Annotated in this window: 13 protein-coding genes; 7 read left to right on the top strand and 6 right to left on the bottom strand. The window is 65.8% G+C overall.

All coding sequences use genetic code 11. The annotated features are described in order from the left end of the window. The first annotated feature begins 23 nt into the window (after positions 1 to 23). Complete coding sequence (locus tag SMAL_RS06890) at positions 24 to 1,424, top strand: flavin-containing monooxygenase (RefSeq protein ID WP_012510575.1); 1,401 nt, start codon at positions 24 to 26, stop codon at positions 1,422 to 1,424. A gap of 56 nt (positions 1,425 to 1,480) precedes the next feature. On the opposite strand, the gene SMAL_RS06885 is transcribed toward SMAL_RS06890, so the two are convergent. From SMAL_RS06885 to SMAL_RS06875, 3 genes are all read right to left on the bottom strand, one after another. After that, positions 1,481 to 2,590 carry a polyamine ABC transporter substrate-binding protein gene (locus SMAL_RS06885; RefSeq protein ID WP_004151739.1) on the bottom strand — a complete coding sequence of 370 codons (1,110 nt, stop codon included), beginning with the start codon at positions 2,588 to 2,590 and terminating at the stop codon, positions 1,481 to 1,483. 91 nt (positions 2,591 to 2,681) lie between these two features. Further along, positions 2,682 to 4,076, bottom strand: a complete 1,395-nt coding sequence (locus SMAL_RS06880; RefSeq protein WP_012510574.1) for a glutamine synthetase family protein — start codon at positions 4,074 to 4,076, stop codon at positions 2,682 to 2,684. Then, positions 4,073 to 4,834 (bottom strand): gamma-glutamyl-gamma-aminobutyrate hydrolase family protein, encoded by a 762-nt coding sequence (locus SMAL_RS06875; RefSeq protein WP_012510573.1) that lies wholly within the window; start codon positions 4,832 to 4,834, stop codon positions 4,073 to 4,075. Before SMAL_RS06875 ends, SMAL_RS06880 begins: the two co-directional genes overlap by 4 nt. A 161-nt stretch (positions 4,835 to 4,995) precedes the next feature. Here SMAL_RS06875 and SMAL_RS06870 point away from each other — a divergent pair, with 161 nt between their 5' ends. Together SMAL_RS06870 and SMAL_RS06865 are read left to right on the top strand one after the other, a co-directional pair. Next, the gene (locus SMAL_RS06870) at positions 4,996 to 6,273 is read left to right on the top strand and encodes an NAD(P)/FAD-dependent oxidoreductase (protein WP_012510572.1); all 1,278 of its coding nucleotides are present in this window, start codon (positions 4,996 to 4,998) and stop codon (positions 6,271 to 6,273) included. 198 nt (positions 6,274 to 6,471) lie between these two features. Then, complete coding sequence (locus SMAL_RS06865; protein WP_012510571.1) at positions 6,472 to 8,070, top strand: MASE1 domain-containing protein; 1,599 nt, start codon at positions 6,472 to 6,474, stop codon at positions 8,068 to 8,070. 127 nt (positions 8,071 to 8,197) lie between these two features. On the opposite strand, the gene SMAL_RS06860 is transcribed toward SMAL_RS06865, so the two are convergent. Next, the gene (locus SMAL_RS06860) at positions 8,198 to 8,623 is read right to left on the bottom strand and encodes a hypothetical protein (RefSeq protein ID WP_012510570.1); all 426 of its coding nucleotides are present in this window, start codon (positions 8,621 to 8,623) and stop codon (positions 8,198 to 8,200) included. Between the two features lie 327 nt (positions 8,624 to 8,950). On the opposite strand from SMAL_RS06860, the gene SMAL_RS06855 reads away from it, so the two are divergent. The 3 genes from SMAL_RS06855 (at position 8,951) to SMAL_RS06845 (ending at position 12,483) form a co-directional block, all read left to right on the top strand. Continuing rightward, positions 8,951 to 10,534 (top strand): MASE1 domain-containing protein, encoded by a 1,584-nt coding sequence (locus SMAL_RS06855; RefSeq protein WP_041864493.1) that lies wholly within the window; start codon positions 8,951 to 8,953, stop codon positions 10,532 to 10,534. Positions 10,535 to 10,592: 58 nt separating this feature from the next. Further along, complete coding sequence (locus tag SMAL_RS06850; RefSeq protein WP_012510568.1) at positions 10,593 to 11,936, top strand: diguanylate cyclase; 1,344 nt, start codon at positions 10,593 to 10,595, stop codon at positions 11,934 to 11,936. A gap of 85 nt (positions 11,937 to 12,021) precedes the next feature. Further along, entirely contained in the window at positions 12,022 to 12,483 is a 462-nt protein-coding gene (locus tag SMAL_RS06845; RefSeq protein WP_012510567.1) for a bacteriohemerythrin, read from the top strand. Here SMAL_RS06845 and SMAL_RS06840 read toward each other — a convergent pair. Then, positions 12,464 to 13,765: an MFS transporter gene (locus SMAL_RS06840; RefSeq protein WP_012510566.1), complete on the bottom strand. Its 1,302-nt coding sequence runs from the start codon at positions 13,763 to 13,765 to the stop codon at positions 12,464 to 12,466. The two genes, SMAL_RS06845 and SMAL_RS06840, sit on opposite strands and share 20 nt — an antisense overlap. Before the next feature lie 147 nt (positions 13,766 to 13,912). Here SMAL_RS06840 and SMAL_RS06835 point away from each other — a divergent pair, with 147 nt between their 5' ends. Next, positions 13,913 to 14,554 (top strand): hypothetical protein, encoded by a 642-nt coding sequence (locus SMAL_RS06835; protein WP_012510565.1) that lies wholly within the window; start codon positions 13,913 to 13,915, stop codon positions 14,552 to 14,554. A gap of 153 nt (positions 14,555 to 14,707) precedes the next feature. Here the strand turns inward: SMAL_RS06835 and SMAL_RS06830 are convergent, their stop codons facing one another. Beyond that, a complete protein-coding gene (locus SMAL_RS06830) occupies positions 14,708 to 16,204 on the bottom strand; it encodes an aldehyde dehydrogenase (protein WP_012510564.1) in 1,497 nt (498 codons plus the stop codon). Positions 16,205 to 16,331: the final 127 nt, after the last annotated feature.

Genomic DNA, 16,331 nt, shown 5'->3' with positions numbered 1-16,331 from the left:
AGGCCCGGGGCATTCCCCGCGCAATGGCCCGGATCAAGCACTTGCATGGACCCACCCTGGTGATTTCCCCGGACCGCCCCTCCCCTTTCCCGCCCCGCCTGCCGGGCTCCCTGCCTGCAACGCTGCCGCTGGTCATCATCGGCGCCGGCCAGGCCGGGCTGTCCCTCAGCGCGCTCCTGCAGGAAGCGGGCGTCGAGCATCGTGTGCTGGAGGCCGAAACCGTGGGCGCCAGCTGGCAGCGGCGCTGGGATTCATTCCAGACCAACACCGCCAACGCGACGATGGCCCTGCACGGCCATGCCTATGCGGGCGACGACCCGGAAGGTTTCATGGGGGCCCCCGAGGTGATCCGGCGGCTGCGCGACTATGCCGACGAACGTTCGTTGCCGATCAGCGAAGGTTGTGCGGTTCAGCGGGTCACGCCCGAATCGGGCGGCTATGCCATCGAAACCAGCCACGGATTGATCCGCGCTGGGGCGGTTGTGGTCGCCACCGGCGAGTACCGGCGCGCGCGGATGCCCCGGGTCCCGTTCGCGCCCGCGCGGGGTCTGACGGTGCTGCACTCCGGCGACTACCGCAGCCCCCGCCCGCTGCCCGACGGCGGCGTGCTGGTCATCGGTGGCGGCCAGTCCGGCGCGCAGATCGCCCAGGACCTGCGCGACAGCGGTCGCAGCGTGCACTGGTCACTGGCCCAGCGGCATTCGCATACCCGCCGGCTGCGCGGCAAGGACTCGATGACCTGGTGGGACATGGCCGGGCGTATCCACCAGCATGTGAGTGAAGCGGCCGCCGTCCTGGCCGGAGAACCGGATGCGCTGCGCAAGGCCCGTACCGCCGAATTCCCGCTGATTTCCGGCAAGGGGCGTGCCGGCCTGGGCAGCTCGATCAGCCTGCTGGCGATGCACCGCGCAGGCATCAGGCTGCTGGGTCGGTTGCAGGGCTTCGATGGAAACGTCGCCCGCTTCGCCGATGTGCGCCCGCAGCTGCGCACCGCGATCGAGGCGACACGGACCGAATATGCCTATCTCGATTCGCTGGCCAGCGCGTACTACGCCACGCGGCCCGAACCGCGCACCGACGATGCCCGCTACATTCCCGACGAGGTCTATCTGCATTGGGAGCCGGACGCCGCCCCGCGTGAACTGGATCTGCGGACGGAAGGCATCCGTTCGGTGGTGCTGGCCACCGGCTTCGTCGCCGAATGGCCGTGGCTCGACGTGCAGGGCGTGCTGGACGCACATGGCTATCCGCTCGGCGAGTTCGGCGTTTCACCGCATCCGGGGCTGTTCTTCATCGGCATGCACAACCTGCAGCGGATGAGTTCGTCGTTCCTGTGCAACGGCGGTCGCGATGCACGTGACCTGTTGCCGGCGATCCTGCGGCACCTTCGCCGGGGCGGCGGTGCCGCCTCCGGGAAGGGCTGAGGCCATCCGCCGGGCATGGCCCGGCGCTACCGCTGTCTTCCAGCGGGCAGGACCGTTTACCTGCCAGTCTTCACTTCGGTCCACAGCCGGGTGTAGAGCTTGTCGGTTTCCGGCGTGTTGATCGAATAGGTGAACATCTTCTCGGCCACGTCGGCCGGCGGGTAGATGGTCGGGTCGGTACGGATCGCCTCATCCACCAGCGGGGTCGCGGTCGGCACCGGGTTGGCGTAGTGGATGAAGTTGGTGTTGGCCGCGGCAACCTTCGGCTGCAGCAGGTAGTTGATGAAGGCGTATGCGGCTTCCGGATGCTTGGCATCCTTCGGGATCGCCAGCATGTCGAACCACTGCGGGGCGCCTTCCTTCGGGATCGAATAGGCCACGTGCACGCCGTTGCTGGCCTCCTCGGCGCGGTCGCGGGCCTGGATGATGTCACCCGACCAGCCGACCACCAGGCAGGTGCCGCCATTGGCCAGCGACCCCACGTACTGCGAGGAGTGGAAATTCTGCACGTAGGGGCGAATCGACTTCAGCAGGTCGGCCGCCTTCTGCAGCTCGGCCGGGTCACCGCTGTGCGGGTCCAGGCCCAGGTAATGCAGCGCGATCGGGATCATGTCCGCCGGCGTGTCCAGGATGGTCACGCCGCAGTCCTTCATCTTGCTGATGTTCTCCGGCTTGAACACCAGGTCCCAGCTGTTGGCGATGTCGGTGCTGCCGCCGAAGCGCTGCTTCAGCATCTCCACGTTGTAGCCGATGCCGGTGGTACCGATCATGTACGGCACGCCGTACTGGTTGCCCGGATCCTGGGTGGCGATGCGCTTCATCACCGCCGGATCGAGGTTGGCCAGGTTCGGGATCTTGCTCTTGTCCAGCGGCAGGAACACGCCGGCCTGGATCTGGCGACCGAAGAAGTTCAGGGTCGGCACCACCACGTCGTAGCCGCTGTTGCCGGCCAGCAGCTTGGTCTCGACCATCTCATCGCTGTCGAACACATCGTAGGTCACCTTGATCCCGCTCTCCTTCTCGAAGGTCGGAATGGTGTCCTCGGCGATGTAGTCGCTGTAGTTGTAGACGTTCAGGACCTGGCTGTCCTGCGCGCCACCATTGCCACCGCTGCAGGCGGCAAGCATGGCGGAGGCCAGGCCGAGCGTGAGGATACGCAGCTTCATCGGGTGCTCCAGAATGCGGGAAGGGGGGCCGGCGGGGCCGGCGACGGGTGCCAGCCTACCCCCCGGCGGCGGATTTTTCTATTCCAGATGCTCAGACGTTCAGCAGCAGGAACTCGCGCTCCCACGAACTGATGACACGGAAAAAGGTCTCGTATTCCTTGCGCTTGACCGAAATGTAGGCACGGCAGAAGCGCTCGCCCAGCAGGGCCTGCAGCTCGCTGCACTGCTCCAGCCCGTCCAGCGCTTCGCCCAGTGAGCGCGGCAGGTTGTAGCCCAGCTCCTTGGCGCTGCCGGTCACAGGGGCATCCGGTGCCAGCCGCTCGTGGATACCGAGAAGGCCACAGGCCAGGGTCGCAGCCATCGCCAGGTAAGGGTTGGCGTCAGAGCCAGCGAAGCGGCTCTCCACACGCATGTTCTCCGGCGTATCCAAGGGCACGCGCAGGCCGCAGGTGCGGTTGTCGAAGCCCCAGTGCACGTTGCTCGGCGAGACCTCGCCAAACACCAGCCGGCGGTAGGAATTCACGTTCGGCGCGAAGAACGCCATGGCCATCGGCACATACTTCTGCAGGCCGGCCAGGTAGTGCGCGAACAACGGGCTGAAATCTTCCCCGCCATGTTCGCCGGTGAAAACGTTCTGGCCATCGCTTATCCGCAGCAGGCTCTGGTGAATGTGCATGGCGCTGCCCGGCTCGTTCTCCATCGGCTTGGCCAGGAAGGTGGCATACACCCCGTGACGCATCGCCGATTCGCGCATGGTGCGCTTGAACAGGAACACCTGGTCGGCCAGGTCCATCGCATTGGCATGGGTGAAGTTGACTTCCAGCTGCGCCGCGCCGGACTCGTGGATGAGCGTATCCACGTCCAGCTTCATCGCATCACAGTAGTCGTACATCAGGTCGAGGATGGGGTCGAATTCGTTGACCGCATCGATCGAGTAGGACTGGCGAGCCGTTTCCGGCCGCCCCGAGCGACCGGCCGGCGGCAGCAGCGGGAAATCGGGATCGGTGTTCTTCTGCACCAGGAAGAACTCCAGCTCCGGCGCCACCACCGGGCGCAGGCCCAGCTCCGTGTAAGCGTCCAACACGCGTCGCAGCACGTTGCGCGGCGCCAGCTCGTGCGGCTCGCCGGTCTTGGTGTAGCAATCGTGGATGACCTGCGCGGTCGGATCGGTGGCCCACGGCACCATGCGCACGGTATCCGGGTCCGGACGCAGGATCATGTCCGAATCCGAAGGCGAGGTCAGGTCGTAGTAATCGTCCGGGAACTCGCCGGTTACGGTGGTCGCGAAAATGCCTTCCGGCAAGCGCGTGCCGTAATCATGAGAGAACTTGTCGGCGGGAATGATCTTGCCGCGCGCGTTGCCGGTGATGTCCGGCACCAGGCATTCGACCTCGGTGATGCGCCGCTCCTTCAGCCAGCGCAGCAGACTGCTTTCCTGCGGTGCGGGGGGCGTAGCCGTCTTGCGCGGGCGCGTTCGGGAACTCATCGGGAATCCAGTCGGTTCTGTTGGTGCTGCCGGCAAGCTTGGCCGAACGCACGGAAAATAGCGTGATAGAACGGCGCCTGCATGACACGCCACTCCGGGTGCCACTGTACGCCGAGCACGAAACGATGGTGCGGACTGCGTGCGGCCTCGATCAGGCCATCGTCGGCCCAGGCCTCGACCTGCAGGCCTTCGGCGAGGCGGGCGATGCCCTGCCCGTGCACCGAATTGACCTGCTCGCGATCGCTGCCCTGCCACGTGGCCAGCCAGCCATCGGCGGCCAGGGTGACTGCATGGGCCGGCCCGTACTGCACCTCCACCGGCGCCTGCGGGTCTTCGCGGTGGTCGGCCAGGCCCGGCACCGCATGCACCTGCGGATGCAGGCTGCCACCGAGCGCGACATTCACTTCCTGGAAGCCGCGGCAGATCGCCAGCACTGGCAGATCCAGCGCCAGCGCCTCGTGCAGCAACGCAAAGGCATTGGCATCGCGCGCCGGGTCGTGCGGATTGCCTGGCCAGCTGCGGCCGCCCTCATAGTGCTGCGGTTCGATGTTGCTGACCGCGCCGGTCAACAGCAGGCCATCGAGCCCCTGCAGCCATTCGCCAGCCGGCAAAGGAGGCCGCAGGCTCGGCAACACAACCGGGGTCACCTCGGCCGCCTCGGCCAGCGCGCGCACGTACTTCTCGCCGGCCACCGCAAAGCGGTGATGGCCGAGCACGGTGCTGTCGGTGGGCAGGCCCACCCAGGGCAGGCGGCGCATGGGAAAACTCCTTGGCGTGCCGACACGTTACCCGTCGCCCGGCGAACGCGGCAAGTCGTCGCCGTCACACCATGGCCGTCACGCATCGGCGAAACTAAGCGCGTGAACGCTGATCGCCCTCCCCCGCTCCGCCCGTCCGTACTGCGCCCGCAAGGCCTGCGATGAGCGCCGCCTTCCCGCCCAGCTGGTACGCCGCCAGCTTGCCCGAGCCGCCCGCACTTCCCTCGCTGCAGGGGAATGTGCAGGCCGATGTCGCAGTGCTTGGCGCGGGCTACACCGGCCTGACCGCAGCACTGGAACTGGCTACGCGTGGCCAGCGCGTGGTGGTGCTGGACGCGCAGCGGATCGGTTGGGGCGCGTCCGGTCGCAACGGTGGCCAGGCGCTGGTGGGCTATGGCTGCGAGGTGGGCGAGCTGGAGCGCCAGCTCGGCCGCGACGATGCGCGCCACCTGTTCGACTGGTCGCGTGACGCGGTGCAGGCGATGCGCACCCGCATCGATCGCCACGGCATCGACTGCCATTGGGTGGAAGGCCATGCCAGCGTCGCCATCCGCGAACGGCATGAGCGTGAACTACTGGCCAACTGCGAGCACCTGCAGCGCCACTACGACTACCCGATGCAATGGTGGAACCGTGATGCCCTGCGCGCGCAGCTGGACAGCCCACGCTACCGCGCCGCGATGTTCGACCCGCTCAGCGCGCACCTGCAACCGCTGGCGTATGCACGCGGGTTGGCCGATGCGGCGCGCGCCGCCGGCGTGGTGATCCACGAGAACTCCGCGGTGACCCGCGTGCAGCGGGGACCACAGCCTTCCCTGCATACCGCTCAGGGCAGCGTGCGCGCTGCGCATCTGGTGGTGGCCGGCAACGCCTGGCTGCAGGGCCTGCTGCCCGAGCTGGAACGGCGGATCATGCCGGTGGGCACCTATATCGGCGCCAGCCAGCCGCTGGGTGCTGAACGCGCCCGGGCCCTGATCGGCAACAACATGGCCGTGGCCGACACCGCATGGGCTCTGGACTACTTCCGCCTCAGCCACGACCACCGGCTGCTGTTCGGCGGCCGCGCCAGCTACTCGGCCCTGCCCCCACCCGGCCTGCACGGCGTGATGCAGCGGCGCATGCACCAGGTGTTCCCGCAGCTGGCCGACGTGGCCCTGGACCAGGTCTGGGGCGGTTATGTGGACATCACCCGCAACCGCGCCCCGCACTGGGGCCGGCTGGACGGCAATCTGTACTTCGCACAGGGCTTCTCCGGCCATGGGGTGGCCGCCGCCGGGCTGGCCGGCGAGGTGATCGCCGCCGCCATTGCCGGCCAGAGCGAGCGTCTGGACGTGTTCCAGCGCCTGCGGCATGCCCCCTTCCCCGGTGGCCGGCTGCTGCGCACGCCGCTGCTGGTGGCGGCGATGTCCTGGTACAAATTGCGGGATGCGTTGTGGTGAGCTGATCGGGAAGCGAGCTGAATCTGACCTCCCTCGAAAACTGTGAAACTCATCGCCGCGGGTATTCATGTGATGATTTTCTCACTTGCCCGGCAGAACGCAGCAACGATTGCATAATCGAACGCGTGTCGATACCGTCGGTAAGAACCGGGTCCCGCGGCGAATGGATGCTGACAGGGAACGTACTGTGAAGGGGTAGTGCGATTGAACTGGTGGAATGAAGGCCTGCAGCTGAAGTTGCGCATCCATCCGGCAGGACTTGCCTTGGCTGTGCTGTATGCGATTGCCTGCTGGGCTACACGCCAGCTCTCGCTCGATCAGTTCTATCTGCCCGCCGGCGTTCGCGTGGCTGCGGTGCTGCTATGCCCACCGCGACTCTGGCCTTATCTGCTGTTGGGCGAGTATGCCTACTTCGCGCAGATGCGATTGCCGATGATCGAGAAATACGGCGTAGCCTGGGCCGCCCTCGCTTCAGCCTTGCTGATGCCCGCAGTAATGCTCATCACCCACTGGGCCCGCAGATTTTTGGCGAACTCGGTCACCTCCCGTTTGCTGGCCATCGCGTTCCTCTCCTCCATCGTGGTCACTCTTTTGAATGTGAGCCTTTCCCAACTGCTTTGGCCAACGCCACCCGCAGATTCGGCGCTTGCGTTCCTTTCCCGCGCAGTTCGTTTCAGTGTCGGTGATTTCATTGCCATCCTTACGGTGACTCCCCTCGCATTGCTTTGGGCAATGAGGAACACCGAGCCACACTGGAAGACCATTTTCACAGGTCCCACCGCCGTAGCCCTGTTGTTGATGACATTGCTCGGCGTTACCGCATCGTTGATTCCCACCGAAGCCAGTACACTCAGGACGTCCCTGCAGTTGCTGATGGGTCTTCCGGCGATCGCTCTGACGTGCCTGCATGGCTGGCGCGGTGCGGCCATCGGGGTGCCCGCGTTGAACCTGATCATCGGCCTGACTACGCCAAAGCCCTATGCAGCGGCTTTCGACGCTTCAACCTTCACGACGCAGCAAATCATGGCCATTACGGGCGTAGCACTGCTGCTGCTTGGCTCGCGTATCAGCCACTATCACCGGCGCTATCAGCTGCGTGAGGTGGGAGAAAAGAACGCCATCAATCTCGCGCGCAGCTCTCACTTGGCGAGCGAATCGGATCTTCGCGAACGCGCGATTCACCTGCGCAAGCTGGGTGATGGCATCGATCTGTCGCTTTCAGAAGTCATCAACTGGCTCAACAGCCACGGTCATTCGGCGATCGCCAGCAGCCTGACACACACAGCCAATGTGCACTCCCGGCTGTTCCGCGAACAGGCCAGTCTGGTGTACCCCACCGCGCTTGAGCAGTTGGGGCTGTATGTCGCACTGCAAGCCGGCGGTGTACGTTCGGCTTGGATGAATACGCACCGCGTAGCCGAACCGCGCCTGGCCGGTGATCCTTGCCAGCTCAGCCTGGACCTACAGTTGACGGCATACCGGACTCTCATCGACGCAGTATCTCTGCTGTTGAAGAGCGAATCTGGGCAGGTCATCGTGCGGGCGCGCTGCATCAACGCGGGGCAACAGCGTGGAATTGTGATGACAGCCTCGCTGCTGGATCGGCATCGCGCGTTGTCTGCGACAACCTCCAGCCTGGTCAGGGAGCGGTTGGCCGGGCGTGCGCTGGCGTTTGGTGGCTCCGTTCATTGCCGTCAGAGCCGCATTGTCATGGTGCTGGTGGAGTCAGGCACCACGACACGGCGCGAACATCTCGAAAGAGATTCATTCGGTTCCCGCGTAGCCTCCTCCGCCTAGGACCAAGAGCAGGCCAATGCGTGACCGCTGCCGCCCCGGCGTGCCCGGTGAACGGGCACATGGCTGACGGAAAGCTGGCTGGAAACAGTCGACCAGCAGGCGACGTGCGCCCCCTGCTGACCAATGATTACTGCGTTTCGATGGCCCATACCACACTCGTACCTGCGCTATAGCGCACAAGCACGAAACCGTTGCCCCGATAAACCAGCGAGCGGATTGCATTGTCTGGCATGGGCAACGGCTGGCCCGGCAACGATACGGGTATCTGCGCCTTGCCGGCCGGGAGCGCCCAGAAAACACCACCAGCACTGCCAATGATGACCTGCACGCGGCCAGCGAGGTCATTTACCTGGAAATAGGAAATGCCATCACGCTGGAAACCGTAGACCTGCCAAGCAGGATCCTGGCTCATATTGACCGTTGCAGGGAATGCCTCCCCCAGACCCCGCTGGCTCATACGGATTCCGTGGTCGTCGGATTGCGCCCAAGCCGACACCGGCAGGCTAGCGGCGATGACCAATCCCAATGCCGCTCCAGCATTAGCTATTCGCATTTTTTTCCTCCTTGGTAAAGAAAATGATGAGCACGGTGAAACACCCACCCGGTTGAGTCGAGCGCCGGAGTCGATGCTCCGCCGCACAGCCCCTTGCCTGTCCCGGACATGCAAGGACCACTATATGTCTACTGGCTTCCTTGATACATAGCGGCACGCATCCGGACGCCATGTGGAAAATTGCGTCCGCCGCTGACGATCAGGCATTGTCTACCGGCGCCTCTACGGGCGCTCGATGCAGCCCTGGAGATTGCACGTCCCTTCGTCTATAGATAGTGTCCACACCGGGAGCTTGGCGTGATGCCCCGAAGCAAGGGAGGCCCAGGCTTGGACCGATTCAAGAACGCAATTGAACTGAGCTTCCGGATCCGACCAGCCGGCATCGCACTCGCGGCCGTCTATGCCTTGAGTTGCCTCACCTCGCGCCAGTTCTCGCTGGACCAGTTTTTCCTGCCAGCGGGTATCCGGGCTGCCGCGCTGCTGATTGTCCCGACCCGCCTGTGGCCATATCTACTGCTGGGCGAGTATGCGTACTTCGCAACGCTGCGCATCCCCATGATCGACACCTATGGCCTGGACTGGGTCATCCTGGCTTCGACGCTGCTGATGCCGATGGCGATGCTGGTGGTCTACCTGCATCGGATGAGAACACCCTCCGAAGCAGCCACCGGTCTCTGGCTGCTTTCGTTGTCGATCTGCACGGCGCTGTTCGTCCCGGCTCTCAATCTGAGCATTTCATACGTTCTCTGGTCGAATCCGCCGCCGAGCAACCTGCTGGACGCGGTTGATCGGACGATCTTTGGCCACTTCGCCGCCATCATCACACTGGTCCCGCTGGCCTTCCTATGGAGCCAGCGGCATGCAGAACCCAGTTGGAGCGCTCGCTTTGTCGCGCCTACGGCTGTGGCGATTCTGGCGATGCTGATACTGGGGTTGGGCATGCAGTTGACAGCCGGCAGTGCCCATACCACCCGCACACACCTTGTCCTGCTGGCGGCGCTGCCCGCCATCGCCCTGACCTTCATGCATGGGTGGCGTGGCGCTGCCATCGCGATTCCGCTATTGAATCTCCCGCTTCACGGCGCTACGCCCAGCACTGGCCTGCCGTCTTCTTTCGACCTCGGCACGTTCGCCACCCAGCAGAACATGGCAGTCATGAGCATCGCACTGCTCGCGCTGGGATCCAGCATCAGCTACCACCATCAACGCGCGCAGGCCCGTTGGCAGGCCGAGCGGAACGCCCTGCGCCTGGCACGCAGTTCACACCAGACCAGCGAACGTGAACTTCGCGAGCGCGCTGCCCACCTCAAGCACCTGGGCGAAGGCATGGATAATTCGCTCGGCGAGATGATCAGCTGGCTGAGGTCCCAGGGCCACCATGCGGTAGCCAACAGCCTGCAACACGCCACTTCCGTGCACTCGCGCCTGTTTCGTGAACAGGCCAGTCTGGTCTACCCTACGGGACTGGAGCAGGTCGGGCTCTATGTTGCCCTTCAGGGCGGCGGCGCTTACGAAATATGGAGCAACACCCACCGCGTCACGCAGCCCCGGCTGACAGGCAATCCCTCCGCGCTGAATGTGGATCTGCAACTGGCGATCTACCGCACATTGATCGAAGCGGTTTCGCTGCTGCTGGAACTGGAAGCGGGGCAAGTCTGCGTGCGGGCGCGATGCGGCAGTGTTGGCAGCCGCCGTGGCATCGTAGCGGTCATTGCCCTGCTTGACCGTGGCTGTGCATTGTCGCCGCAGACAACCCACCAGGCCTTCGAACGTCTCGCCGGCAGGATACTGGCCTACGGCGGCGCGGTGCATTGTCGTGGCAACCGACTGCGTCTCGTGTTGCACGAACCGACCACGACGCCTCAATCCCCGATCCCACAGCCGGCCCAACCGCGCCCCCTGCCCGGCTAAAGTTACGCCCGAAACCGCCGCTATCCGTGCCGAGCCCTCCTTCGTGAGCCACCGCATCATGCCCGTCCTGCCGCAGGCCGCCGTCGATGGCGACCTGGCCGATCCGTTGCCACAGCGGATCCTGCTGGTCGAAAATTCCCGTGCGTTCACCGGCATGCTGCGCGAAGCCATCGAGCAGCGCCTGGAACTGCCGGTGGTGATCGCCTCCACCCTGGCCGAGGCCGATCGCCTGCTGAGCGAGGGTGGCGGCTGGTTCCTGGTGCTGACCGGGTTGGTGCTGGCCGACGGCGACCGCGATGCGGTAGTCGAGTTCTTCCTCAAGCGTGACCTGCCGACCGTGGTAGTCAGCGGCGTGTACGACGAGGACCTGCGCAAGCGCGTGCTGCAGCAGCAGATCATCGACTACGTACTGAAGAACACCCCCGGCAGCATCGACTACCTGGTGTGGCTGGTACAGCGGCTGGAACGCAACCGTCGCATCGCGGCGCTGGTGGTGGACGATTCGCCGTCCGCGCGCGGCTATGCCGCCGCCCTGCTGCGCATGTATGGCCATGAGGTGCACGAAGCGGCCGATGGCAACGAGGGCCTGGCCGCGATCGAGGCGCATCCGGCAATCCGCCTGGCGGTGGTCGACCAGGAAATGCCCGGCATGCAGGGCGTGGAATTCACCCGCCGCCTGCGCACCCTGCGCTCGCGCGACAAGGTGGCGGTGATCGGCATCTCCGGCAATACCGACGCCTCCCTGATCCCGCGCTTCCTGAAGAACGGTGCCAATGACTTCCTGCGCAAACCATTCTCGCGCGAAGAGTTCTTCTGCCGTGTCTCGCAGAACGTCGACCAGCTGGAGCTGATCGGCACCCTGCAGGACCTGGCCACCCGCGACTTCCTCACTGGCCTGCCGAACCGCCGCTGCTTCCTGGAACAGAGCCAGCGCCAGTTGCCGCAGCTGCAGCTGCATGGCCAGTGCGTGGCAGTGGCGATGATCGACATCGATCACTTCAAGCACATCAACGACACTCACGGCCACGAGGCCGGCGATGATGCGCTGCGCGCGGTGGCCGGTGCAGTGGCCGCGCACGCACGCAGCCAGGACCTGATCGCACGCTTCGGTGGCGAGGAGTTCTGCCTGCTGGTGCCGGACATGGAACAGGACGAGGCACTGCTGTACTTCGAGGAGCTGCGCCAGCGCATCGCCGCACTGGAAGTGGACATCGGCACCGCGACGCTTCGCATGACCGTCAGCATCGGCCTGTGCTGCCTGCGCCCGCAGCGTGATGCACTGCATCGGCTGATCTCCGAGGCCGATCGCCAGCTGTACCTGGCCAAGGCCGGTGGCCGCAACCGGGTCAGCTGCACCACGGTGGCCAGCCCGCTGCGCCCGCGCGAGCCGGCCCTGCCCTGACCGGACCGCTTTGATCCAGATCAACGCCGCACCCGCGCGGCGGCTCTACAGTCGGCCCCGACATACGCATGAAGGGGAGCCGGGGATGGCACTACTGGTCTGGCAGGACGATCTGAACATCGGCATCGATGTGATCGATCAGCAACATCGCCGCATCATCGAGATGCTCAACCACCTGCACGTGGCACAGACCAGCATGCAGCGTGCGGCAGTGGGTGAAGTCATCGACGAGGTGGTGGACTACACCATGTCGCACTTCGCGTTCGAGGAAGAGCTGATGGAGGAAGCGGGCTATCCGTTTTGTGCCGCGCACAAGCGCGTGCATGAGGTCTTCATCAAGCGCGTGGCCGAGTACCGGCTGCGCTTCCAGGCTGGCGAAGACATCAGCGACGAGCTGCGCACCATGCTCTCGCGCTGGCTGTTCAACCACATCCGCGGCGATGACCAGGCCTACGCCGATCAGGTCAAGGCACACCTGAACCAGTTCGCCCGCGAACACCAGAGCGGCGGCTGGCTGGGGCGCACGCTCAAGCGCTTCTTTGGTTGAGCCGCAGTGCGCGCCGATGCAGCGCGATCAGCGCGCACAGGGTCGCCACCGCGGTCAGGCACAGGTAGTAGCCCACCGCGACCAGGCCGAAGCGTTCAGCCAGCCAGGTGGCCAGGTAGGGCGCCGGTGCCGCACCCAGGATGCCGGCCAGGTTGAACGACAACGAGGCACCGGTATAGCGCACTTCCACCGGGTAGATCTCGGCCAGGAAGGTGCCACAAGGGCCGTAGGTCAGGCCCATCAGGAACAGGCCCAGGCACAGGAAGCCGGTGACCAGCCACGGGCTGTGCGGCTGGAACAGCGGTGCGAACAGCACACCGAAGCCGACGATCAGTACGCTGGCGACGATCATCGTGCGCCGCGTGCCCCAACGGTCGCCATAGCGCGCCGACAGCGGGATACCCAGCGCGAAGAACAGCATGCCGGCCATCTGCATCAGCAGGAACTGCTCGCGGCTGTAGCCCAGCACCGCGGTGCCATGACCGAGACTGAACACCGTCATCAGGTAGAACAGCACGAAGGTGGCGAACGCGCCCAGGGTGCCCAGCAGCATCGGTACCGGATGGTCACGCAGCACCGTCCACATCGGCAGCCGCACCGGCGCCTTGCGTTCCAGCGCCTGCTTGAAATCGGGCGTCTCGTGGATGTTCAGGCGCACCCAGAGACCGAGGCCGACCAACAACGCGCTGGCCACGAACGGAATGCGCCAGCCCCACTGCAGGAAGTCGTCCTGGCTCAGGCAACGGCCGAGCACCAGGAAGATGCCGGCCGACAGCAGGAAGCCCAGCGGTGCGCCCAGCTGCGGGAACATGCCGTACCAGGCGCGCTTGCCCGGCGGCGCGTTCTCGGTGGCCAGCAGCACCGCCCCACCCCATTCGCCACCCAGCCCCAGGCCCTGGCCGAAACGGCACAGCGCCAGCAACGCGGGGGCCCACAGCCCGATCTGCGCATGGGTAGGCAGCAGGCCGATCAGCACCGTGGACACGCCCATGGTCAGCAGCGCGGCCACCAGCGTGGCCTTGCGGCCGATGCGGTCGCCGAAGTGGCCGAACACCGCCGAGCCCACCGGGCGGGCGATGAACGCGACCGCGAAGGTGGCCAGTGATTGCAACAGCGCCGCCTGATCGCTGCTGTCCGGGAAGAACAGGTGCGGGAACACCAGCACCGCGGCGGTGGCGTAGATGTAGAAATCGAAAAACTCGATAGTGGTGCCGATCAGGCTGGCCAGCAGGACACGGCGGGGGGAATTCACGGGCGGTGCGGCAGCGGTGATCGTCGACATCGGCAACACGGGTAACGGCGGATCGCCCGATTCTGCCACGGGCCGGTGGCAGCACGGGGCGATGGTTTCAGCCGAGACCGATGCCAACGGAATTTTTCGGGCCACCCGCTAGGCTGCGCCACCGGTCCCTGCATGGATGCTTTGCCGATGACTGCAGTCGCGCTGTCGTGGTCCGATTCGCCGAAGCTGCCGCGCATGGCGGCATGGCTGGTGGTGCTGCTGGTGCATGGGTTGATGGCAGTGTGGCTGCTGGGCAGCGGCAGGATGACGCTGCGCAGCGACGGAGGCGCCAGGATGACGTTGTACTGGCTGCCACCGAAGCAGCCCGTGCCGGCGCAACCGCGCCCGGCGCAGCCCACCGCAGAGGCAGCGCGCCCGGCCGCATCGACAGCGCCACGCCCGCCCCCGGCGGCACCTACGGATGCCAGTACCCCCGCGTTCGAGGAATCGCCTGCAATGGCGCCACTGATGCTGGACCTGCCTGCGGGCAGCATCGATGGCGGCGACGGCATCAGCGCAGCGGGCGTGGCGCCGCGCCTGATCGGTCGGCGCGAGGTCCATCCGGCGTTCGGGCCGCGCCGCAACTACTTCCGGATCCGTCGGCAGATGACCCCCGAGCAGATCGTGCATGGCGTAGCGCAACTGCTGGGTTTGTGGCCACCGGGATACATCGTCGACCCGTGTGAGCTGGGCCGGCAGGACATGGATTACTTCCAGAATGCCGTCGAAGAAGCCGACCGCGACATGCTGCGTGCGGCAGTGCTGCAGGTGAGCGCCCGCTGCCGGTAGCTCGACAGCTGTCTTCCTTCTGTAGAGTCGAGCAAGGCTCGACTGCTCTTCGCGAGAAGCAGCCGAGCATGGCTCGGCTCTACCGAAGAACGAAAAGTAGTCGAGCAAGGCTCGACTCTACAAAGAGCGAACAGCGGTCAAGCAGCCGCGTCGTTACAGCTGGATCCAGGTGGCCTTGATCTCGCTGTACTTGTCGAAGGCGTGCAGCGATTTGTCGCGGCCGTTGCCGGACTGCTTGTAACCACCAAACGGTGCGGTCATGTCGCCGCCATCCCAGCCGTTCACCCAGACGCTGCCGGCGCGCAGCTGGCGCGCAACCCGATGCGCGCGGCCCAGATCGCGTGTCCAGAGACCGGCGGCCAGTCCGTAGCGGCTGTCGTTGGCCACGCGCACGGCTTCGGCCTCGTCGTCGAAACCGAGCACCGCCAGCACCGGCCCGAACACTTCCTCGCGTGCCAAGGCCTGCTCCGGGCGCACCTGGTCGAACACCGTGGGCTGCACATAGCTGCCACCCGCCTCCACCTCGGCACGATGCCCGCCCAACAGCAGGCGGGCACCTTCAGCTTCGGCGCGTGCGATATCCCGCATCACCTTGTCCAGATGCGCGGCGTCCACCAGCGCGCCCATCGGCGCGTCGGCGTCCAGCGGATGCTGCGGCTGCATGTGCTGGCCATAAGCAACCACCTGGTGCACGAAATCCTCACGGATCGAGCGCTGCACCAGCAAGCGCGACCCGGCGGTACAGACTTCGCCCTGGTTGAAGAAGATGCCCTGCGCCACGGCCTTGGCCGCCGCGTCCAGATCGGGCGCGTCGGCGAACACCACGTGCGGGCTCTTGCCGCCGCATTCCAGCCAGACCCGCTTGAGATTGGATCGCCCGGAATACTCCAGCAGCTTCGCGCCGGTGGCAGTGGAACCGGTGAACGCCAACACATCCACATCCATGTGCAGGGCCAGCGGTTCGCCGACGCGCGCGCCATGGCCCGGCAGCACGTTCAGCACGCCCTCCGGCAGGCCCGCCTCGGCGGCCAGCGCCGCCAGCCGCAGCGCACTCAGCGGCGACCGCTCCGAAGGCTTGAGCACCACCGAGTTGCCCATCGCCAGCGCCGGCGCGATCTTCCAACAGGCCATCAGCAACGGGAAATTCCACGGCACGATGGCGGCCACCACGCCGGCAGCCTCGCGCGTGACCAGGCCCAGCTCGTGCGGGCCAGTCGGCGCGATCTCGCCATACAGCTTGTCCACCGCTTCGGCGGTCCAGGTCAGGCAGCGCACCACGCCGGGCAGGTCGATACGGCGGGCGTCACGCACCGGCTTGCCCATGTCCAGGGTTTCCAGCAGGGCCAGTTCATCAGCGTGCGCCTCCACCAATGCCGCCAGCGCCAGCAGCACGCGCTTGCGATGCGCCGGGCTCGCCTGCGACCAGTGGCCCGCCTCGAAGCTGCGCCGCGCGGCCAGTACCGCGCGCTCCACATCCTGCGCGTCGCAGTCGGCAACCGCGCCCAGCACGCGACCGTCGATCGGGCTGATGCAGTCGAAGCGGGCGCCGCTGGCGGCATCGACATAGCGGCCGTCGATGAAGGCCTGGCCCGGCATCGACAGCTGGAGGGCCAGCGTCTGCCAATGGCTGCGGTCGGGGAAATCGGCCATGGGAAGCTCCAGCGGTCAACAAGTCTTGGTTATACCGATGTGGTCGCGACCCGACCGTGATCAGCGATCCAATGTGCCCGCCGGGCATGGCCCGGCGGACAGCCGCCGCGACCTCGCCGTGACGCGG

Source organism: Stenotrophomonas maltophilia R551-3, assembly GCF_000020665.1.
Lineage (GTDB): Bacteria > Pseudomonadota > Gammaproteobacteria > Xanthomonadales > Xanthomonadaceae > Stenotrophomonas > Stenotrophomonas maltophilia_L.
The sequence above is the reverse complement of the archived record's forward strand: the minus strand, read 5'-3'. Positions and strand labels throughout refer to the sequence as shown.